We start from the raw sequence: 21,634 nt of genomic DNA on the forward strand, positions 1-21,634 counted from the left end.
CGACCGATGGCGGCGGTTGCAGCCGTCTGGCGAGGGGCACGCGATGATGCGGGCCCCGTGCAACGCGCCTATGCATGCGGCGAGGCGAGGTTGAGAACCTGCCAGACGTCGATCTAACCGAAAAACCAGTAACACACGCCGATCGACGCCAGCATCCCGGCCAGATCCGAGAGCAGCGCGCAGCCTACCGCATGGCGCACTCGCGATATCCCGACGGCACCGAAATATACGGCGACCACATAGAAGGTGGTCTCGGTGCTGCCTTGCAGGATGGCCGAGAGCAAGGCGGGGAAGCTGTCCACGCCGAAATGCGACATGGCCTCGAGCATCATCGCGCGCGAGGCGCTACCCGAGAAGGGGCGCATCAGCGCCGTGGGTAACGCATCCACGAAGCGGGTGTCCCATCCCAACTGTGTGACGGACCAGCGAATGCCGTCCAGGAAAAGATCCAGGGCGCCCGATTCGCGCAGCACACCGACTGCGCACAGCATCGCCACCAGATACGGCAGCAGACTCTTGGCGATATCGAAGCCTTCCTTGGCGCCTTCGATGAATTGCTCGTAAACCTTGATGCGGCGCCATGCGCCCACTGTCAGGAATGCAATGATGATGCCGAAGAGGGTGAGATTGCCCAAAAGGGACGACAGGGCAGTGATCGCGGTGGCGGACAAGCCAGCCAGCAACGCCATGAATCCGCCGACGATGAGCGCGCCGCCGCCCAACCAGGCCAGTACCACGGGATCCTGCAGCCGCAGGCGCTGGCAGTACGCGACCGCCAGCAGGGCGGCCAACGTGGAGGCCGAAGTGGCGAGCAGAATGGGCAGGAAAATCATCGCCGGATCGGCGGCACCCTGCTGCGCGCGATACATGAACAACGTGACGGGCAGCAGTGTCAACGACGATGTGTTGAGCACGAGAAACAGGATCTGCGCATTGGTCGCCGTATCGGGCGTCGGGTTGAGCTTCTGCAGCTCGCGCATGGCGCGCAGCCCGATCGGCGTGGCTGCATTGTCCAGGCCCAGCCCGTTGGCCGCGAAGTTCAGCGTGATCAGCCCGATGGCCGGGTGATTGCGCGGCACGCCGGGCATCAGGCGGGCGAAGAGGGGACCCAGGAATCGCGCCAGCCATTCCACTAGGCCGGCCGCTTCGGCGATCCGCAGGAAACCCAGCCACAGCGTGAGTGTGCCGAACATCAGCACCATCACTTCCACCGACAGACGGGCCATGTCGAACAGGCTCGTCACCATCCCGGCAAAAACGTTGGCGTCGCCCAGAATCAGCCAGCGGCCCAGGGCCGATACGGCGGCGATCAGGAAAAAAGCGAGCCAGAGAATATTGAGCATCGAAGGGCGGAGAGGCAATAAAGGCGCGTGGAAGCTGCGTCATTGTGTCAGAAAACGCCTGCGGATCGGCTACGATAGGGCAACCCGTAAAAATAAACGGTCGGCCCCGAGCCGGTTCAAACCAGGAGACAACAAATGATCAAGAAGTGGTGTTCCATTGTGGCCATCGCGGCTGTGGCAGGCCTGCCCGGCGCAGCATTCGCTCAGGATTTTCCGAACAAGCCGATTCGTCTGATCGTGCCGTTCACGCCGGGCGGCGGCACCGATTTCCTGTCGCGCGCGGTCGGCAACAAGATGGGCGACACCAAGGGTTGGACGGTCGTCGTCGAGAACAAGGCGGGCGCCGGTGGCACCATCGGCATCAACGAAGCGATCCGCGGCGAAGCTACGGGTTACGAAATGGTGATGGGTCAGCTCGATAATCTCGTCGTGGCCCCGCTGCTTTACAAGCAAGTGACTTATAACGCCGAGCGCGACCTCATGCCGGTGGCCGCTGTGGCCGATTCGCCAGTGGTGCTGGTCACGAACGCCGCTTCGCCCTATAAAACGCTCGATGACGTGGTCAAGGCGGCGAAGGCTGCACCGGGTACGGTCACTTACGCGTCTGCCGGCACCGGCACCGTGCCGCATCTGGTCATGGAGATCTTCCAGACCGCGGCCGGGATCAAGATCAATCACATTCCGTACAAGGGGTCGGCGCCTGCCGTCGCCGACGTACTGGGCGGGCAGGTGGCGTTGCTGTCGACGTCCGTGCCGTCGGCACTGGCGCAGATCCAGGCGGGCAAATTGCGCGCCATCGCGGTCACCTCAGCCAAGCGCAGCGCCACGTTGCCCGACGTACCGACCATTGCCGAGTCCGGCTACAAGGATTTCGACTACAGCGTCTGGTATGCCTTGTTCGTCCCGAAGAACTCGCCCAAGGACGTGATCTCCATCTTGAACAAGAAGGTCAACGATATTCTTGCGTTGCCCGCCACGCAGAAGTTGATGGCCGATCAAGGGGTTGAAACCCGTCCGGGTACCCCCGAAGCCCTGGGTCAGCGTTTGAAGGAAGACAACGCCAAATGGCGCGACGTGGTGGCCAAGTCGGGCGTTACGCTCGACTGATCGTCCATGATGGCGACGCTGCGCGTCCATAGGATCGAAGTCATGTCCTGCGACGCGCGCGGTCGCGCCTTTACGGTTCGACCGATCGACTCGGTGCCGGGAAGGCCGCCCGTTTCAGGGATGCTCTGCGATGCGGCTTAATCTCTATTCACTGCAGTTGTTTGTGGCCGTGGTGGAAGAGGGCACGATCGCGGGCGCAGCCGAGCGCGAGCACATCGCCGCATCGGCGCTCAGCAAGCGGATCTCGGAGCTCGAACGCGCGGTCGATACGCCGTTGCTCACCCGGCGTGCGAGGGGGGTGGAGCCCACGGCCGCCGGCAGAATTCTTGCACGCGGCGCGCGGCTCCTCCTGCATCATGCCGACGATCTGTCCACCGAGTTACAGCACTTCGCGTTGGGGGCGTCGGGGCACGTCCGCATTGCCGCCAACCTCTCCTCGCTCACGCAGTTCTTGCCCGCCGATCTCAAACGTTTCACTGAGGCGCATCCCCGGATCCGATTGGAATTGGAAGAACGGGTAAGCCATGTGGTCACGAGAATGGTGGCGGACAACGCGGCCGACATCGGCATCTACACCGACGCGGCCGACGACGGCGCATTGGAAGTGTTTCCGTATCGTCGCGATCGCATGGTGCTGGTCACGCGCAGCGATCATCCGCTCGCCGGTGCCGACACCGTCGCGTTCACTGAAACATTGCCTTTCGCCTTTGTGGGCATGCATCCGGGCAGCGCCGGCAACGATCAGTTGCTGCGTGCCGCTGAAGCGGTGGGCAGTACGCTCACCATGCATTTCCAGGTGACGTCCTACGACGCCATGATCTCGATGATCAAGGCCGGCCTGGGTATCGGCGTGATGCCCCACGATGCGATCGCCTTGTTTGCCGACGAGGGGCTGGCCATCATGCCGCTGAGCGATGCATGGGCCAACCGGCAATTGAAGCTGTGCGTGCGGTCCAAGCGTGCACTGACCAGTGCTGCACGCCGCCTGCTGAATCATCTGTGCGCAGCGGCCTCCGACGCAACAGATGACTCGGTCAATCCGGCGATCGCCGCCTCGTCGTAGCCGGTTTCCCGCAGGATGTTGGCCGTGTCCGCGCCGAGGTCGGGCGCGGGATGCCGAACACCGCAGGGCGCCTGGGAAAATTTGACGGGAAAGCCATTCATGCGCACCGTGCCGTGCCCGGGATGCGGCACATCGAGCACCATCTGCTGGGATTGAATCTGGGGATCGCTGTACACCTCGGCCAGCGACATCACGGTGCCGCAAGGCACGCCGGCACGATTCAAGACCTCGATCCAATGCGATTTCGGGTGATGTTGCGTCACGGCGTTGATCGCCGCATTGATCTGTGCGCGGTGCTTCACGCGTGCGGCATTGTTGGCAAAGCGTGGATCGTCATGCAGATGCGTCAACCCGAGTGCCGTCAGCAGCTTTCCGTACACCATGTCGTTGGAGGGGGCGACCGCGATGTCGCCGTCGAAGGCAGTAAACAAGCCATAGGGCGCGACCAGCGGATGGTCGTTGCCGGTCGTAGCGGCCTGTTCGCCGGTGGCGAGAAAATTCGCGCTGGCAAACGCGCCATAACTGAGCAAGGAATCGACCAACGACGCGCACACGCGCTCGCCTTGCCCGGTTTGCGTCCGGCGAAAGAGCGCCGCGACCGTGCCCAGGGCGGCATATGTGCCGGCCACAGTGTCGCTGATCGGCAGTCCGCTGCGCATGGGGCCCGTGTCGGGCGTGCCGTTCATGCTCATGAAGCCGCTCATCGCCTGCGCGATGAAGTCGAAGGCGGGCCGCTTGGCATAGGGCCCTGTTTCACCGAACCCGTTGATGCTCGTGTGAATGATCCTGGGTGACAAGGTGTTCAGCGTGTCCCAATCCAGACCCATCGCATCCATCACACCGGGCCGGAAATTATCGATCACGACGTCGGCCGTTTGCAGGAGGTGCTTGAGCGCCGCCATCCCTTCCTTGCTCCGCAGGTCGAGTTTGACGGACCGCTTGTTGCGATTGCAGGCCGCAAAGTACCAGCTCATGCCTTCGAGGATGACGCCCTGCTGGCGCACCGGGTCGCCTTCGGGTGGCTCGACCTTGATGACGTCCGCGCCCATATCCGCCAAAAGCATCGAGCAGAAGGGTCCCGAGATGATGCGCGTGAGATCGATCACGCGAATGCCTGTAAGTTGCATGCCTGTCCTTGGAAGCCTGCGGGAGGAAGTAAGGGACGCCGGTGTGCGATGCCGCCGGCAGCCGAATCCCGACCGCGATGACGGCATGGTGGCATGGCACGCCGCGCGCTGTCTCGTCGTATTTCTACGCCCTTGCGTCGCCGGTCGCGATGGCACCGTCGTGAAACGGCACTGGATCGAAGCGCCGATCGTTCGTATGCTGGGACGTCGATGAATTCGAGAGTTGATCATGTCCACAACCTATCCTCGCCACGTCGTGTTGACCGAAGTCGGCATGCGCGATGGCCTCCAGATGGAGCACGACTTCGTGCCCACCGAGACCAAAATCGCCATGATCAACGACTTGATCGCAACGGGATTGACGCATCTTGAAGTGACGTCGTTCGTCTCGCCCAAAGCCGTCCCGCAATTACGCGACGCCGCCGAAGTGCTGGCTGGCGTGGATCGGCGCGCTGAGGTGACGCTGTCGGTGTTGGCGCCCAATGTCAAAGGGATCGAAAGGGCGTTGGCCGCGCGGGCCGACGGTGTGGTCGTGTTCCTGTCCGCCTCCGAGAGCCATAATCAGAAAAACCTCAATCGCAGCATCGAGCGGTCGCTCGGCGACATGCGCGACGCCGCGGCGGCGACTCGCGGTTCGGGCGTTCAGGTGCAAGGGGCGATTGCAGTGGCATTCGGATGCCCGTTCGAAGGCGATGTGCCGGTTGAGCGCGTGGTCGAGATCGCGCATCGGTTTGCCTCGTTGGGCTTTGACGGCATCACGTTGGGAGATACCACCGGCATGGCCACGCCGCCGGTCGTGCGCCGCACGGTCGAAGCGCTGCGCGCCGAACTTCCCGATATGCCGCTTACCCTGCACTTCCACAACACGCGCGGGCTGGGGCTGGTCAATGTGATGGAAGGTTTGCACCTCGGCATCGACGCATTCGAGTCGTCGCTGGGCGGCATTGGCGGGTGCCCGTTTGCGCCCGGCGCGACCGGCAATATCTGTACCGAGGATACTGTTCACCTGCTGCACGCGCTGGGCATCCATACGGGTGTGAATCTGGACGCCTTGCTGGGCGTGGCTGGCCATCTCGAAACCGTGCTGGCGCGGCCATTGCCCGGGCAGGTGCTGCGTTCGGGTCCACGCCTGCGCCGCTACGGCCTCGAGGAGCAAGCAGCAGCCGTGGGCTGACCCTCATCCTTCCGCTTGTCCGATTTTTTCCGTTCTGTCATCGATGATTGCGTGAACCCTTTCTATACTTGAGGGGTCGTAGAGGCTCAGTCATCGGGTTTGCATCGCGCCTAGCCCGTCGTAAACCATCGCACACCGTGGATGTAGCGGCGGCGATGAGGCGTATGCTCTCCCTGTCACAACGGAAAGGCGAAACAATGCTTGAAGGATGCCCCGACCGGCTCGATCTGGTCATATTCGGCGGCAACGGCGATTTGTCGATGCGCAAACTGCTGCCTGCCCTTTACATCTGTCATCGCGACGAGAACCTGCCTGCGCAAGGCCGGATCGCCTGTGTGGGGCGCAATGATTTCGACGATGCGGCGTTCTTGGCTTTCGTGGAATCGCAAGCCCGTCCTTTCGTGGATGACAGCACGTATGACGAGGCTGTCTGGAAGGCATTCCTGAAGCGCCTGCACTTCGTCCGCGTCGATGCGACCAAACCCGAGGATTACGCCAGGCTCGGCGACTGGCTCGCGCCGGATACGCTGCGTATCTTCTTCCTTGCCACGTCTTCCGATCTTTTCATTCCCATCTGCGATAACCTCGCCGCCGCCGAGCTGATCCTGAAGGACAGCCGTCTGCTGCTTGAAAAGCCGCTGGGCAAGGATATCGCCTCGGCGCGCGAGATCAATGCCGCTGCCGATCGTTACTTCGACGAATCGCGCATCTATCGCATCGACCACTATCTGGGCAAGGAAACGGTTCAGAACCTGATGGCGTTGCGCTTTGGCAACTCCATTTTCGAACCGCTCTGGCGGGCGCCCACCATCCGCAACGTGCAGATCACCGTGTCCGAAACGGTGGGTGTGGGCACCCGCGGTGGGTTTTACGACCGTGCCGGCGCCTTGCGGGATATGGTTCAGAATCACCTGCTGCAATTGCTGTGCATCGTTGCCATGGAGCCGCCGGCGCAACTCGATTCGGACGCGGTGCGAGACGAGAAAATCAAGGTGCTGCGGTCGCTCAGTCCGATGTCGCTGGCCGATATTTCGCGCTGGACCGTGCGCGGCCAGTATGCCGCCGGGTCGGAGCAGGGCGAGGCCGTGCCGGGCTATCTGGACGAGAAAGGCATTCCTGCCGACAGCAACACCGAGACGTTCGTGGCGCTGCGTGCGCATGTGAATACCTGGCGGTGGGCGAATGTGCCGTTCTTCCTGCGTACGGGCAAGCGCATGCCGCAACGGGTGTCCGAGATCGTCATCAATTTTGCCGACGTGCCGTATTCGATCTTTTCCAGCCAGGCCATCCTGCGCCCGAATCGGCTGGTGATCAGCCTGCAACGCAATGAAGCGGTCAAGCTGCAGATGATGGCGAAGGTGCCGGGCGACGGCATGCGCCTCAAACCGGTCAATCTCGATTTCGACTTCAACGACGAGTTCACCTCGCGCCGCGCCGATGCGTATGAGCGTCTGCTGTTGGATCTGATCCGCGGCCGGCAAACCTTGTTCATTCGTCGCGATGAAACGGAAGCGGCGTGGTCGTGGGTCGAACCGATCCTGCGCGGTTGGCAGCAGTTGGGCGATCGGCCGCGGCCGTATAACGCCGGCACCTGGGGGCCGGCCGCTTCGTCATCGTTGATGGCATCGGAAGGCACGCAATGGGCGGAGGAGCTGTGACGGGCGACGCATTCTCGCTCTCGGAAACCATCGCCGATGCGTTGCCCGCGAACGTCGTTGCGCACGGGAGCGCGTCAGGCGAGGTGATGGCGCGCGATCTGGCGGTGCATGTGGCCCGGCATCTTGCGACGGCGTGCGCCGCGCGCGGTCAAGCCGTGCTGGCGGTGTCCGGCGGGCGCTCACCCATCCCGGTCTTTGAGGCGCTGCGTGGGCTCGACCTGCCGTGGTCCCAGATCACCGTCACTCTGGTAGACGAGCGCTGGGTGCCCGACGATCATCCCGACAGCAACGCCGGGCTCGTGCGGCGTCATCTCATGCAGGAGAAGGCCGCCGCGGCGACTTTCGTGCCATGGTATGACGGTTCGGCCGACCCTTACGCCGGTCAGGCGACTTGCGAAGCGGCATTGCAGGCGTTGCCCTTGCCCTTCGACGTGGTATTGCTGGGCATGGGCGACGACGGGCATACTGCCTCGCTCTTCCCGGATGCGCCCGAACTCACTGTCGCAACCGACCTGACACGCCACGCCCTGTGCGCGGCGATCATGCCGCCAGCGGCCAAGCAGGCACGCCTCTCGTTGACGCGTTACGCGCTTGCCCGCCAATCGGCACGTCTGGTGCTGCAATGGTCGGGTGCGGCCAAACGAGACGTCTTTCAGCGTGCGGTCGCCGCGCCCACACTTGCACTCCCGATATCGCTTTTTCTCCACCAAACCTCGGTGCCTGTGGATGTCTGGTACGCGCCGTAAGCCGCAATTGCCCACAAGCCCGTTCGGGGTTCGTTTCAAGGATTTGTCATGACGCTTCACGCCACCGTCCGCCACGTTACCGATCGCATCGTTGCGCGCAGCACCGATACGCGCGCGCGCTATCTCGCGCAGATCGAGCACGACCGCAAGCAGGGACCCACGCGCGCCGGCATGTCCTGTACCAATCTGGCGCATGCGTTTGCCGCTGCGCCAGTCAACGACAAACTGATGCTGCGCGAAGAGCGTCGCTTGAATATCGGTATCGTGTCGGCCTACAACGACATGCTGTCGGCGCATCAGCCTTTCGAGCGCTTTCCGGGCATCATCAAGCAGGCCGCACGCGATGCCGGTGGCGTGGCGCAGTTTGCGGGCGGCGTGCCGGCCATGTGTGACGGCGTCACGCAGGGTGCTGCCGGGATGGAACTGTCGTTGTTCTCGCGCGATGTGATCGCGTTGTCCACGGCAGTGGCCTTGTCGCATAACGTGTTCGACGCGATGCTGTGCCTGGGGGTGTGCGACAAGATCGTGCCGGGGCTGCTCATTGGCGCGCTCAAGTTCGGCCACCTGCCGGGGATTTTCGTACCGGCGGGCCCAATGACGTCGGGTTTGCCGAACGATGAAAAAGCCAAAATCCGCCAGCGCTTCTCGAAAGGTGAAGTCACGCGTGAGGCTTTGCTCGAAGCCGAGTCGCAGGCGTATCACGATGCCGGGACGTGCACGTTCTATGGCACGGCCAATTCGAATCAGATGCTCATGGAGATCATGGGTGTACATCTGCCGGGCGCGGCTTTCGTCAATCCCAATACGCCGCTGCGCGATGCGCTCACTGCGCATGCCGCCAAGCGCGTCCTGGCGCTTGCCGACCGCAATGCGTTCACGCCGTTAGGACATGTGATCGACGAGAAAGCCATCGTCAACGGTATCGTGGGTCTGCATGCAACGGGCGGGTCCACCAACCACACCATTCATCTGGTCGCCATGGCGAAAGCGGCGGGCATTCTGATCAACTGGGACGATTTCGCCGAGCTGTCCAATGTGGTGCCTTTGCTGGCGCGCATTTATCCCAACGGCAGCGCCGATGTAAATCACTTCCATGCCTCGGGCGGGATGGGCTTCCTGATCCGTGAATTGCTGGCGGCAGGTTTGCTGCACGAAGATGTGCAAACCGTTGCGGGGCCGGGATTGTCGCACTACAGCCAAGAGCCGTTCCTGGACGGTGACACCCTGGTCTGGCGCGATGCGCCTGCACAGAGTGGCGATGAAAACGTGCTGCGCGTGCACGCTCATGCCTTCTCCGATAATGGTGGTCTCAAGGTGCTTGAAGGCAACATCGGCCGTGCCGTACTGAAGGTGTCGGCGGTGAAGCCCGAGCACCGTATCGTGCGTGCCCCGGCTGCGGTGTACGACAGCCAGGAAGACGTATTGGCTGCCTACAAGCGCAACGAGCTCAATCGCGATGTGGTCGTCGTCGTGCGCTATCAGGGGCCGCGCGCCAATGGCATGCCTGAGCTGCACAAGCTCACACCCGCATTGGGCGTGCTGCAGGACGAAGGCTTTCACGTGGCGCTTGTCACGGATGGCCGGATGTCGGGCGCATCGGGCAAGGTGCCTGCCGCCATCCACGTCTCACCCGAAGGCTTGGGCGGCGGGCTGATCGCCCATATTCGCGATGGCGACATGATGACCGTCGATGGCGAGGCCGGTGTGCTTCATGTCGACGTCGATGCCGCTACGCTGGCCGCGCGTGAGACGCCCGAGCCGGATCTATCGGCGCATGCGAGCGGTATCGGCCGGGAGTTGTTCGGCTTCTTTCGCAATAACGCCAGCGAAGCGGAGCAGGGTGCGTCGCCCATGCTTTGAGGATGCGTGGCGCCTGACCACTGGGCGCGGCGGCGCGGCCGTCTTTAGTCGGCGCGCTTGCCTTCCCCTTCAGGAAACAGCACGTCGGTAAAGCCGAAGCGCGTGAAGTCTTCGATGCGCGAGGGGTACAGGCGACCGATCAGGTGATCGCATTCGTGCTGCACCACGCGGGCATGAAAGCCTTCCGCTTCGCGGACGATGGGGTTGCCTTGGGCGTCGAAGCCCTCGTAACGGATGCGCGAATAACGCGACACCACGCCGCGCATGCCGGGCACCGATAGACAGCCCTCCCAGCCTTCCTCGTGTGCGGCGTCCAGTGGCGTGATCACCGGATTGCACAGGATCGTGAAGGGCACGGGGGGCGTGCCCGGCAAGCGCTCGACGCGGTCGAAGCCGAACACGACCAGTTGCAGGTCGACCCCGATCTGTGGGGCGGCCAGACCAAGCCCCTTGGCGTCGCGCATGGTGTCGAACATATCCTCGATCAGCGCGTCGAGTTCGGGTGTGGCAAATTGGGTGACAGGCTCGGCGATCTTCAGCAGGCGCGGATCGCCCATCTTCAGCAGGTCTCGAATCATAAAGCGTCCATGCGATGGTCTAACATGATGGTTTGGATGCGCCCGGTAGACGCCGGTCAGGCTCGGGCGCACCCTCGAGTCTTTTGATGTTTTGACGGAAATACGAATTATGCGACTACTTCACACGATGCTGCGCGTTGGCGATCTCGATAAATCGATCGCGTTTTACACCGATGTTTTGGGCATGCGCGTTTTGCGCCGCAGCGACTACCCGGAAGGCAAGTTCACGTTGGCGTTTGTGGGCTATGAAGAGGAGTCTACCGGTGCGGTGATCGAACTGACCCATAACTGGGAAACTGACAAGTATGACCTCGGCTCGGGTTATGGCCATATTGCCCTGGAAGTCGACGATGCCTACGCCGCCTGTGAGCGCGTGAAACAGCAAGGGGGCAACGTCGTCCGCGAGGCGGGTCCGATGAAACACGGCACGACGGTGATTGCGTTCATCGAAGATCCGGATGGCTACAAGATCGAGTTCATTCAGAAGAAAACCTGAACACGCTTTATCTCATGGGGTCTTGGGCGCTCAGCTCGACAATCGACGCTGCAGGGCCTGGCGCTCAGCTCGACAATGGACGCTACAGGGCCTGGCGCTCAATTCAACAATCGACGCTGCAGGGCGAAGCGCTTGGCTGGCGGTGCTGTTGAACCCTGTGCCCGGTCCCCGCGCAGAGCGACGTTAGAACGCCGGCAAACTGCCTGGATCGTGATGCTTGAGCAGATTCTTTGCATCCTCGAAGCCAGGCAGAATATTGCCGACTTCCGCCCAGAAATCCTGGCTGTGGTTCATTTCACGCAGGTGCGCCAGTTCATGCACGATCACGTAGTCGATGATGCTGGGCGAGAAGTGAATCAGTCGCCAGTTGAGCATGATGTTGCCATCGCTGGTGCAGGAACCCCAACGCGTGGCGGCACCCGATAGCCGCCAGCGCTTGATGCGCAGGCCGCTCAATTCCAGGAAGTGCGACAAGCGCACGCCAAACCAGGCACCTGCTCGACCCTGCAGCCACGCCTGCGCGGCGTCGCGCACGCGCGCGTCATCGGCGTTGGCGGGCAACGGAAGATGCAGCGTGTCGCCGTCTTGCGGGTCGTTCATGTCGCCGGTCATGAAGGCGGCCGATCGTCCCGAACCCAGCGCGATCCGAATACGCTTGCCCAGGTAAGGCATTTCGCCGTCTTGCTGCCAAAGCGTTTGTGCCAGCGCGAGACGCGATTGGCGTGCATGCCAGTCGCGCAGCTTGTTCAGAATCCAGCGTGCCTTCTCGACCACCGCTTCGTCGATCTGCGACAACGTCACCCAATTGGGCGCCGTCACCCGCAGGCCGTCGTCGGTGATCAAAAAGCCGATGCTGCGGCGCTTTGAGCGCTGCAATACGAAACCGATGGTTTGCTGCTCAGTTCGCACTTCGCGCCAGCGCGCATTCGGCGGCAACGTCGCCGGACAGGTGGTCTGGATGCGAATCGGGGTGCTGTCGGACAAGCTGTTGCTTGAATTCAAAAACGGCAATTCGCCCGCATCGCTCTTCAATAACGCACTAGCGTCCAACGCCGCAGCACCGGGCGTCGCCGGCGGCACGCGGCTTGGCGTCGGCGCAGTTCCATCCAAAGCACCGGCTCCAGCCAAATCACCGGTTCCAGCCGAAGCATCCACAGCGGGCGATGCAACCCCACGCGGTGTGGCGCCAGGTTCTGACGCCGGCCGCGAAGGCGATGCCGGGTCATTGACAGACGGCGCCGCCTCTTCAATACGCGGTGGCGGCGCAAACAGGTCGAGCTGATCAGTTCGAGACATACCTTTCCGGGTTCAGACGGCGCATTTCGTCTTCGATCCAGGTTTGTACTTTTTCGTTCAATTGCTCCGGCGTCAATCCGGCGGAGGGAATGACGGGGCCGATGGACACGGTGATCATCCCGGGGCGCTTGACGAAGGCATTGCGGCGCCAGCATTCGCCCGAATTGACGGCAACGGGGATGACGACCGCGCCAGTGCGTGACGCAAGCAACGCGCCACCCATTTTGAAACGCGCCGTTTGCCCTGGGGCAACACGCGTGCCTTCGGGAAACAGAATGGGCCAACGGCCTTCAGCCAGCCGCAGCTTGCCTTGCGCCACAACCTGATCGAACGCATCGCGACCGCGCGCCCGATCGATAGGAATCATGCGCAGCAGTGCCAGGCCCCACCCGAAGAAGGGCACCTTGTGCAGTTCGCGCTTGTAGACGAAACACAGGTCGCGCGGCATGTAAGCGGGGAAAAACAAGGTTTCCCAGGCGGATTGATGTTTGGACAGCAGGACGGCAGGGCCATCGGGCAGGTTTTCCCAGCCCTTCACTTGCCAGCGGATGCCGCAGATGACGCGGGCACCCCAGACGGCGAGACGCGGCCAGCCCACGGTGAGCCGATACCGCTGATGCAGCGGCAGAAACGACCACAACAGACAGGCGAAGGCGTACGGAATGACGGTAACCGTCAAGAACAACGCGTAGAGCAGGGAACGCAGGCGGGCCAAGTCAGGCTTCCTTCAACAAATCGTCAACGACGGCCGACAGATCGGCGCGGATGTGGGTGCCTTCGGGAAGGCCGCCGCTTTCGGCGGTGGCCGCGCCTTTGCCGGTTTGCACGAGCCATGGCGTGCAGCCGACCGCGGCGCTGGCCTGGAGATCGCGCAGCGAATCGCCCACCGCCGGCACGCCCGTGAGCGGGCGATCGTAGCGCAGCGCGATCTGCTGAAACATGCCCGGCAATGGCTTGCGGCACGTGCAGCCGTCATCCGGGCCGTGCGGGCACAGAAAGATCGCATCGATCACCCCACCAAAGGCGGTGAGTTCGCGCTTCATCTTCTTGTGCATGGCATTCAACGCGGCCATGTCGAACAAGCCGCGCGCCAGTCCAGACTGATTGGTCGCGATCACGACGCGCCACTGCGCCTGCGTCAAGCGTGCGATGGCTGCCAGGCTCCCCGGCAGTGCAATCCATTCGTCAGGCGTTTTGATGAAGGCATCGCTGTCTTCGTTGATGACGCCGTCGCGATCGAGAACGATGAGTTTCACTGGGCCAACCTGGAAATGTCCGCCACGCGATTCATCAAGCGGTGCAACTGGGCCAGCAACGCAAGACGATTGGCGCGAATGGCGGGATCTTCGGCCATCACCATGATGTCATTGAAAAACGCATCTACAGCGGCGCGGCCACGTGCCAGCGTTTGCAGGCTGCCGGCGAAGTCGCCTTCGGCAAACTGGGCGGCCGATTGCGGTTCGAGTTCGGCGATGGCGGCCGCCAGGGCGCGCTCGGCCGGCTCGGACAAACGCGCTTCGTCGACCTGACCGATGTCGCCTTCGGCTTTCTTCAACAGATTGCCGATGCGCTTGTTGGCAGCTGCCAGGCTGGCCGCTTCGGGCAGGGCACCGAAAGCGACCACGGCACGCACGCGCTCGGCCACCTGGTGCAGCGGGGGCGACACGGCGATCACCGCATCCACGCCGCTGCGGTCGAACGTGTTGGCCAACTGATTGCGGTAGCGTTCGAACAGGAACGTCCGTACTTCGGCGATCACCGCAGCGTCGATCTTGCCGGGACCGAAGGCTTGTGCAGCGTGTTCGAGCACGGCGTCGAGCGTGAGCGGGCCGTCGTCGCTGATCTTCAACCGGCCACCAGCGGCCAGTTGTTCGAAAGCACTGATCAGGCCGAGCGCCGCGCGGCGCAGGCCGAACGGATCGCGCTCGCCCGTAGGTGCGCCGCCGATGCTCCAGATGCCGACCAGCGTTTCGGCGCGATCGGCGATGAAGAGCGCGACGGCGGGCAACGTGGCGTCATCGACGGGTTGGTCCCAGCGGATGCGGTACTGCTCGCGTAATGCCGTGACCACGGCAGCCGGTTCGCCGTCGCCTTGCGCGTAATACGCGCCCATCACGCCCTGCAGTTCGGGAAACTCGCCGACCATGTTGGTGCCCAGATCGGCTTTGGCCAACAGGGCGGCGCGGTCAGCGGCTTGCGCATCGCCGCCCAGCGTTTGCGCCACGAAGGCAGCGAGGGCACGGACACGGGTGACGCGGGCGCCCTGGGTGCCGAGCTTGTTGTGATAGACCATCGTGTCCAGTTGCGCCACGCGGCTGGCCAACGGCATTTTGCGGTCGGTGTCGAAAAAGAACTTGGCGTCGGCCAGGCGGGGGCGCACCACGCGTTCGTTGCCGCCCACGATATTGATCGGGTCGGCCACACGCATATTGCTGACAATCAGGAAGCGATGCGTGAGCTTGCCCGTGGCGGGATCGAACAGCGGGAAGTACTTCTGATTGAGCCGCATGGTCAGGATCAGGCATTCCTGCGGCACATCGAGAAACGCCTCGTCGAACGCGCCCACGTATACGGTGGGTTGCTCGACCAGCGCCGTAACCTCATTGAGCAACGCCGGCACTTCCGGGTCGTCGCCCAGCGTGGCGCCCAGCTCGCGCGCCTTCGCCTGCAACTGGGCATCGATATCGGCGCGGCGCGCATCGAAGGATGCAATCACATTGCCGAATTCAGCCAGATGCGATTCGTAGCTGTCGGCATCGGGCAGGATGACCGGATCGGTCGACACGAAACGGTGGCCGTGCGTGCTGCGCCCGGCGGTCATGCCCAAGGCGTGCACTTCGATCACGTCGGTGCCGAACAAGGCGATCAGGCCGTGGGCGGGACGCACGAAGCGCACCGAGGTTACGCCGTCGGCCAATTGATAGCGCATGACCTTCGGGATCGGCAAACCGGCAATCGCCGTATCCAGCGCGTCTTGCAGGCCGTGGGCCAGATCTGCACCTTCGGACGTGCCGCGCGCCACCAGATAGTCCTGCTTGCCGTCGGATTCGCGGGTGAGATCGGCGGGCGTCAGATGTGCCCAGCCCTTGGCCGCGAGTTTCTTCTGCAGCGCAGGGGTGGCGGCGCCGTCTTGCGTCAGGCCCACTTTGACCGGCATCAGGCGCTCGGTGTAGTCGCGATCGGCGGCACACGCTTGCACGGCCGACAGGCGCACGGCCAGGCGGCGCGGCGTGGCAAACGGCGTCACGGTGCAGCCGTCGGCCAGCAGACCATGCTTGTCCAATGCAGCACGCAGGCCTTCGGCGAACGCCAGGCCCAGGTTTTCGAGCGCCTTCGGCGGCAGTTCTTCGGTGAGCAGTTCGACCAGCAAGGGGCGAATATCGGCGGGGGATGCTTTGTCAGTCATTTATGCGGCCTCCGGCTTCTGGCTGGCGGCCAGCATGGGAAAGCCCAATCGTTCGCGGGAATCGTAATAGGCCTGTGCGACGGCGCGCGACAGGTTGCGGATGCGGCCGATGTACGCGGCGCGTTCGGTGACGCTGATGGCGCCACGTGCATCGAGCATGTTGAAGGCGTGTCCGGCCTTCAGCACCGCTTCATACGCGGGCAAGGCCAGCGGCACATCCATCAGGCGCTTGGCTTCGGCTTCATAGTCGTTGAAATGCGCAAACAGCATTTCGGTGGACGCATATTCGAAGTTATACGTCGATTGCTCGACTTCATTCTGATGATAGACGTCGCGATAGAACACGCGTTGGCCGTTATGGCCTTCGGTCCAGACCAGATCGTAGACGCTTTCGACGTTTTGCAGATACATCGCCAGGCGTTCCAGGCCGTAGGTGATTTCACCCGTGGTCGGCGTGCAGTCGATGCCGCCCACTTGCTGGAAGTAGGTGAACTGCGTGACTTCCATGCCATTGAGCCAGACCTCCCAGCCCAGGCCCCAGGCGCCGAGCGTGGGATTCTCCCAGTCGTCTTCCACGAAGCGGATGTCGTGCACGAGCGGATCGATGCCCAGCGCTTTCAACGACCCCACGTACAGATCGAGGATGTCGGCCGGGGCGGGCTTCAAGACCACCTGGTATTGGTAGTAGTGCTGCAGGCGGTTGGGGTTCTCGCCATATCGGCCATCCTTCGGACGGCGCGACGGCTGGACGTACGCGGCGCGCCACGGCTCTGGGCCCAGCGAGCGCAGGAAGGTCGAGGGATGGGACGTGCCGGCACCCACCTCCATATCGAGGGGCTGGAGCAGGGCGCAGCCCTGTTTGTCCCAATAATCCTGAAGGGTGAGGATGATCTGCTGGAAGGTGAGCATGGAGCTTTGCGTTGCGCCGCTGCTTTTGCAAGCGTCGGCTGGTCATGACAAACCAACGATTTTAACTGGCTTCGGCCGGATGCGGCGGATGGGGTGCACAGGCCGGTTGTATGATGTTTCCGATATTCGACAGCCGGGTGCTGCCGGCCTTTGCGCCCAGTGCCCGATTCCCCGACAAAAATAGGAGAAGAGACATGTCCGACCTGATCCACGTGGACGTCGCCGATGGCATCATGACCATCACGATCAACCGCCCTGAAGCGCGCAACGCGATCAACCTCGAGGCCGCCCAGGCGCTGGCCGCCGCGCTCGACCGGCTGGATAGCGACGACAGCGTGCGTATCGGCGTGCTCACCGGTGCCAACAACACGTTCTCGTCCGGCATGGATCTCAAGGCGTTCGCCGCCAGCGGTCAACGCCCCTACGTCGAAGGCCGCGGTTTTGGCGGGCTGACGGAAGCGCCGCCCAAAAAGCCGCTGATCGCCGCCGTCGAAGGCTACGCCTTGGCAGGCGGGTGCGAGCTGGCCCTGGCGTGCGACCTGATCGTGGCCTCGCGCGCCGCCAATTTCGGCCTGCCTGAAGTCAAGCGCGGCCTGGTGGCCGGCGCCGGCGGGATGATGCGCTTGCCGCGCCGTCTGCCCTATCACATCGCCATGGAAATCGTGTTGACCGGCGACATGTTTCCCGCCGAACGCGCGCACAGCTTCGGCTTGGTCAATCGCTTGAGCGAACCGGGCCAGGCATTGGCCGACGCCCAGGCGCTGGCCCGCACGATTGTGGCCAATGGCCCGTTGTCGGTGCAGACCGCCAAACGCATCGTGTCCGAATCGGGCGATTGGTCGCGCGAAGAGATGTTTGATCGTCAGCGCCCGCTGGTCGCACACATCTTTACGTCGGCCGATGCCAAAGAAGGCGCCACCGCGTTCGCCGAAAAGCGTGCGCCCGTCTGGCAAGGTAAATAACGCATTGTCCAACGCCGCAAACTGCGATCGTGTGCGTCAACGATGAGTGTTGACAGCAATATCAACGTTCACGCGGCGTTTTTCCAATTTTCTCCTCTCTCTGCAAGTGCTCTCATGTCCGTCTTGATCAAAGAAGAAGACTTCATTCAGTCCATTGCCGATGGCATCCAGTTCATCAGCTACTACCATCCCGTTGACTACATTCGCCATCTGGCGCGCGCGTATGAGCGCGAAGAAAGCCCAGCCGCGAAAGATGCGATGGCGCAGATTCTGACCAACTCGCGGATGTGCGCCGAAGGCAAGCGCCCGCTGTGCCAGGACACCGGTATCGTCAACGTGTTCCTCAAAGTGGGCATGAACGTGCGCTTCGACTCCTGTAGGAGCTTGCAGGAGCTGTGCGATGAAGGCGTTCGCCGCGGCTACCTGAACAGCGACAATCCGCTGCGCGCTTCCGTGCTCGAAGATCCGCTGTTTACGCGCAAGAACACGCGCGACAACACGCCCTGTATTCTCAACGTCGAACTGATCCCGGGCGATACGGTCGACGTGCAGATTGCTTCCAAAGGCGGCGGTTCGGAAAACAAGTCCAAATTCGTGATGCTCAATCCGAGCGACTCGCTGGTGGACTGGGTACTGAAAACGGTGCCCACGATGGGTGCCGGCTGGTGCCCGCCGGGCATGCTGGGCATCGGTGTGGGCGGCACGGCCGAGAAAGCCATGTTGATGGCCAAGCAATCGTTGATGGAAGACATCGACATGTACGAATTGCTGGCGCGCGGCCCGCAAAGCAAACTCGAGGAATTGCGCATCGAACTGTACGAAAAGGTCAATGCGCTGGGTATCGGCGCGCAAGGCCTGGGCGGTCTGACGACCGTACTGGATGTGAAGATCAGCACGTTCCCCACGCATGCGGCCTCCAAGCCTGTGGCCATGATCCCAAACTGTGCGGCCACGCGCCATGCGCATTTCACGCTGGACGGTTCGGGTCCGGCGCGTCTGGATCCGCCGGCCTTGTCGGAATGGCCCGATGTGCATTGGGCGCCGGATTACAACGCTTCCCAGCAAGTGGATCTGAATACGCTGACGCGCGAGCAGGTCGCTGGCTGGAAGCCGGGCCAGACGTTGCTGCTGTCGGGCAAGATGCTGACGGGCCGGGACGCGGCACACAAGCGCATTCAGGATATGCTGGCCCGCGGCGAATCGTTGCCGGTCGACTTCGCCAATCGCGTGATCTATTACGTGGGCCCGGTCGACCCGGTGCGCGACGAAGTGGTGGGGCCGGCAGGTCCCACGACCGCCACCCGCATGGACAAATTCACCGACATGATGCTGGCCCAGACCGGTCTGATCGCCATGATCGGTAAATCCGAGCGCGGCCCGGTTGCCATCGAAGCCATCAAGCAACACGGCTCGGCGTATTTGATGGCCGTGGGCGGTGCGGCGTACTTGGTGTCGAAAGCCATTCGCGGCGCCAAAGTGGTCGGCTTCGAAGATCTCGGCATGGAAGCCATCTACGAATTCGACGTGAAGGATATGCCGGTCACCGTGGCTGTGGATGCGCAAGGTACGTCGGTGCACAACACCGGCCCCAAGACGTGGCAGGCCAAGATCGGCAAGATTCCGGTTGCCGTCGCCTGATGTGCCAGTGCGCTGGTGCGCTCGTTGCCTGATGCGCCAGGCACGACAAAGGCGCCAGACACGACGAAACAGCGACCTGCGGGTCGCTGTTTTTTCGCCCGCCGGTCTCATCCTGTCTTGCATCGCGTTTCGGCGCGGTGAACACAGGGTTGTACAAATACGAATTCCCGTCCCCATCCGCATGGGGCATCATGCGGCAACACGATAAGTAAGGACTCTCATGACTGCATCGGATCCCTCCGCCTGGATTGGCCACACCGAAACCGTGGGCGATCGGCTTGACCCCTCGCACACGCAGCGCATCGCCGCAACGCTCGGCGAACCGCATCCTGGCGAGGGCGCGGATCTGCCGTGGTTGTGGCAGTGGGCATTCTTTATGAACCCGGTGGGCGTGGAGGCTTTGGGCCCCGATGGACATCCGGAACGCGGCGGGTTTTTGCCTGAGGCTGCCGGCCGCAATCGCATGTGGGCCGGTGGCCGATTGTCGTTTCACCAGCCGCTGAAAGTGGGGGTGGAAGCCTCGCGGACGTCGACCGTGATTGCCGTGAAGGACAAGGTCGGCAGCACCGGCGCACTGCGCTTCGTGACGGTGCAGCATGAGTACCGTCAGGCCGGCGTATTGGCGATCAGCGAGCAGCAGGACATCGTGTATCGGGAGCCCAGTCCACCGAAGCTCGTCGGCACCCAGCCCGAGCCCGAAGGGCAATGGCGTGAGGCGATCTCGCCGTCGGCCGAACGGCTGTTTCGTTATTCGGCGGTGACCTTCAACACCCATCGCATCCACTACGATTTTCCGTACGTCACCGATACCGAAGGCTATCCTGGGCTGGTGGTGCATGGTCCCATGATCTCGACCTACATGCTGGCCGGTTTGCTGCATGCCCACCCCGAGCGTCGCGTGAAGGAATATGCCTATCGCGGTTTGCGGCCGTTGATCTCGCCGACCGATTTTCATGTGGGTGGCACGATCGGCGAGGACGGCCGGGCGCAGGTGTGGGCCGCGCAAGACGGCACGCTGGCGCATCAGGGCGAGGTGACCTTCGAGTGACCACGCCAACCCAGAAAACGAGCGCATCGGCGTCGCCCCGCCCGCTCGACGGCATCACCGTCATCAGTCTGGAACACGCCATTGCGGCGCCGTTTTGCACGCGGCAGTTGGCTGACATGGGCGCGCGCGTGATAAAGATCGAACGGCCAGGCGGCGGCGATTTTGCGCGCAACTACGACGAGCGCGTCAACGGGCTGTCGTCGCACTTCGTGTGGACCAATCGATCCAAGGAAAGCCTCACGCTCAACCTCAAGGAGGCGGGTGCCATCGACGTGATGGCGCGCCTGCTCGAAACGGCCGACGTGCTGGTGCAAAACCTGGCACCGGGCGCGGCAGCGAGGCTGGGCCTGGATTTCGATCAACTGCACGAACGCTACCCACGCCTGATCGTGTGCGACATCTCGGGGTATGGCGAAGGCGGCCCGTATCAGGACAAGAAAGCCTACGACCTGTTGATCCAGAGCGAAAGCGGGTTTTTATCGGTTACCGGTACGCCCGACGATCCCTCGAAAGCCGGGTGTTCGATCGCCGATATCGCAGCGGGCATGTACGCCTATTCGGGCATTCTCAACGCGTTGCTGTTGCGTCACCGCACCGGTGAGGGCAGCCGCCTGGATGTGTCCATGCTCGAGAGCAGCGTGGAGTGGATGGGCTACCCGATGTACTACGCGTACGACGGGGCGCCGCCGCCGGTGCGCGCGGGCGCGTCGCACGCCACCATTTATCCGTACGGCCCGTTTCCCGTGGGCGATGGTTCGGTGGTGATGCTGGGGCTGCAGAACGAGCGCGAGTGGCGCATCTTCTGCGATCGCGTGTTGGCCAACGCGGCATTGGCCGATGATCCGCGCTTCGATACCAATTCGAAGCGCAACGAAAATCGCGCGGAACTCCGCGCCTTGATCGTCGATGCGTTCAAAGCATTCGATGCGGATCACGTGGCGCAGACGCTCGAAACCGCAGGTATTGCCAATGCGCGCGTCAACGATATGGCCGGCGTCTGGGACCACACGCAACTGAAGGCGCGCGATCGGTGGCGCACGGTCGACAGCCCCGCAGGCCCGTTACCTGCACTGCTGCCGCCCGCCACCAACAACCGCTTCGATGCGCAGATGACGGCCGTACCCGGTGTGGGGCAGCACAGCGATCGAATCCTGGCGGAGCTTGGATTCGATGATGTCGCGATCGCCGGTTTGCATCAAACAGGCGCGGTATAGCCCCATGAC

Annotated in this window: 19 protein-coding genes; 11 read left to right on the forward strand and 8 right to left on the reverse strand. The window is 62.8% G+C overall.

Going from position 1 to position 21,634, the window contains the following annotated elements:
• Positions 1 to 113 precede the first annotated feature (113 nt).
• A complete protein-coding gene (locus EYW45_RS20550) occupies positions 114 to 1,343 on the reverse strand; it encodes a nucleoside recognition domain-containing protein (protein ID WP_161137330.1) in 1,230 nt (409 codons plus the stop codon).
• Between the two features lie 135 nt (positions 1,344 to 1,478).
• Here EYW45_RS20550 and EYW45_RS20555 point away from each other — a divergent pair, with 135 nt between their 5' ends.
• Complete coding sequence (locus EYW45_RS20555; protein WP_161137331.1) at positions 1,479 to 2,450, forward strand: Bug family tripartite tricarboxylate transporter substrate binding protein; 972 nt, start codon at positions 1,479 to 1,481, stop codon at positions 2,448 to 2,450.
• A 130-nt stretch (positions 2,451 to 2,580) separates the two neighbouring features.
• Positions 2,581 to 3,513 (forward strand): LysR family transcriptional regulator, encoded by a 933-nt coding sequence (locus tag EYW45_RS20560; protein WP_161137332.1) that lies wholly within the window; start codon positions 2,581 to 2,583, stop codon positions 3,511 to 3,513.
• Here EYW45_RS20560 and EYW45_RS20565 read toward each other — a convergent pair.
• Entirely contained in the window at positions 3,444 to 4,640 is a 1,197-nt protein-coding gene (locus EYW45_RS20565; RefSeq protein ID WP_161137333.1) for a CaiB/BaiF CoA transferase family protein, read from the reverse strand. The genes EYW45_RS20560 and EYW45_RS20565 overlap by 70 nt on opposite strands.
• 229 nt (positions 4,641 to 4,869) lie before the next feature.
• Here EYW45_RS20565 and EYW45_RS20570 point away from each other — a divergent pair, with 229 nt between their 5' ends.
• The 4 genes from EYW45_RS20570 to edd all read left to right on the forward strand — a co-directional run bounded on the left by EYW45_RS20570 (position 4,870) and on the right by edd (position 10,078).
• Entirely contained in the window at positions 4,870 to 5,814 is a 945-nt protein-coding gene (locus tag EYW45_RS20570; protein WP_161137334.1) for a hydroxymethylglutaryl-CoA lyase, read from the forward strand.
• 197 nt (positions 5,815 to 6,011) lie between these two features.
• Positions 6,012 to 7,472, forward strand: coding sequence for a glucose-6-phosphate dehydrogenase (zwf, locus tag EYW45_RS20575; RefSeq protein WP_161137335.1), 1,461 nt, complete (start codon positions 6,012 to 6,014; stop codon positions 7,470 to 7,472).
• A complete protein-coding gene (gene pgl, locus EYW45_RS20580; RefSeq protein WP_202444839.1) occupies positions 7,469 to 8,218 on the forward strand; it encodes a 6-phosphogluconolactonase in 750 nt (249 codons plus the stop codon). The genes zwf and pgl overlap by 4 nt, the downstream gene beginning before the upstream one ends.
• Before the next feature lie 48 nt (positions 8,219 to 8,266).
• A complete protein-coding gene (gene edd, locus EYW45_RS20585) occupies positions 8,267 to 10,078 on the forward strand; it encodes a phosphogluconate dehydratase (RefSeq protein ID WP_161137337.1) in 1,812 nt (603 codons plus the stop codon).
• A gap of 44 nt (positions 10,079 to 10,122) precedes the next feature.
• Here the strand turns inward: edd and def are convergent, their stop codons facing one another.
• The gene (gene def, locus EYW45_RS20590) at positions 10,123 to 10,656 is read right to left on the reverse strand and encodes a peptide deformylase (RefSeq protein ID WP_161137338.1); all 534 of its coding nucleotides are present in this window, start codon (positions 10,654 to 10,656) and stop codon (positions 10,123 to 10,125) included.
• A 109-nt stretch (positions 10,657 to 10,765) separates the two neighbouring features.
• On the opposite strand from def, the gene gloA reads away from it, so the two are divergent.
• A complete protein-coding gene (gene gloA / locus EYW45_RS20595) occupies positions 10,766 to 11,152 on the forward strand; it encodes a lactoylglutathione lyase (protein WP_161137339.1) in 387 nt (128 codons plus the stop codon).
• Between the two features lie 183 nt (positions 11,153 to 11,335).
• Here gloA and EYW45_RS20600 read toward each other — a convergent pair whose 3' ends face one another.
• From EYW45_RS20600 to glyQ, 5 genes are all read right to left on the reverse strand, one after another.
• On the reverse strand, positions 11,336 to 12,154 hold the full coding sequence (locus EYW45_RS20600; RefSeq protein ID WP_407924950.1) for a M48 family metallopeptidase: 819 nt from the start codon (positions 12,152 to 12,154) through the stop codon (positions 11,336 to 11,338).
• Positions 12,155 to 12,434: 280 nt separating this feature from the next.
• On the reverse strand, positions 12,435 to 13,163 hold the full coding sequence (locus tag EYW45_RS20605; RefSeq protein ID WP_161137341.1) for a lysophospholipid acyltransferase family protein: 729 nt from the start codon (positions 13,161 to 13,163) through the stop codon (positions 12,435 to 12,437).
• Between the two features lies 1 nt (position 13,164).
• A complete protein-coding gene (gmhB, locus tag EYW45_RS20610) occupies positions 13,165 to 13,704 on the reverse strand; it encodes a D-glycero-beta-D-manno-heptose 1,7-bisphosphate 7-phosphatase (protein WP_161137342.1) in 540 nt (179 codons plus the stop codon).
• A complete protein-coding gene (gene glyS, locus EYW45_RS20615; RefSeq protein WP_161137343.1) occupies positions 13,701 to 15,854 on the reverse strand; it encodes a glycine--tRNA ligase subunit beta in 2,154 nt (717 codons plus the stop codon). The genes gmhB and glyS overlap by 4 nt, the downstream gene beginning before the upstream one ends.
• A complete protein-coding gene (gene glyQ, locus EYW45_RS20620; RefSeq protein WP_161137344.1) occupies positions 15,855 to 16,763 on the reverse strand; it encodes a glycine--tRNA ligase subunit alpha in 909 nt (302 codons plus the stop codon). It lies immediately after the preceding gene.
• A 194-nt stretch (positions 16,764 to 16,957) separates the two neighbouring features.
• Between glyQ and EYW45_RS20625 the strand changes: the two genes are divergently transcribed.
• The 4 genes from EYW45_RS20625 to EYW45_RS20640 all read left to right on the forward strand — a co-directional run bounded on the left by EYW45_RS20625 (position 16,958) and on the right by EYW45_RS20640 (position 21,625).
• Positions 16,958 to 17,725 carry a crotonase/enoyl-CoA hydratase family protein gene (locus EYW45_RS20625; protein ID WP_161137345.1) on the forward strand — a complete coding sequence of 256 codons (768 nt, stop codon included), beginning with the start codon at positions 16,958 to 16,960 and terminating at the stop codon, positions 17,723 to 17,725.
• A gap of 114 nt (positions 17,726 to 17,839) precedes the next feature.
• Positions 17,840 to 19,363 (forward strand): fumarate hydratase, encoded by a 1,524-nt coding sequence (locus EYW45_RS20630; RefSeq protein ID WP_161137346.1) that lies wholly within the window; start codon positions 17,840 to 17,842, stop codon positions 19,361 to 19,363.
• Between the two features lie 220 nt (positions 19,364 to 19,583).
• Complete coding sequence (locus EYW45_RS20635; protein WP_161137347.1) at positions 19,584 to 20,411, forward strand: FAS1-like dehydratase domain-containing protein; 828 nt, start codon at positions 19,584 to 19,586, stop codon at positions 20,409 to 20,411.
• Positions 20,408 to 21,625, forward strand: coding sequence for a CaiB/BaiF CoA transferase family protein (locus tag EYW45_RS20640; RefSeq protein WP_161137348.1), 1,218 nt, complete (start codon positions 20,408 to 20,410; stop codon positions 21,623 to 21,625). The genes EYW45_RS20635 and EYW45_RS20640 overlap by 4 nt, the downstream gene beginning before the upstream one ends.
• Positions 21,626 to 21,634: the final 9 nt, after the last annotated feature.

The organism is Schauerella aestuarii, from assembly GCF_009866805.1.
In the GTDB taxonomy this organism is placed as follows: Bacteria; Pseudomonadota; Gammaproteobacteria; order Burkholderiales; family Burkholderiaceae_B; genus Schauerella; species Schauerella aestuarii.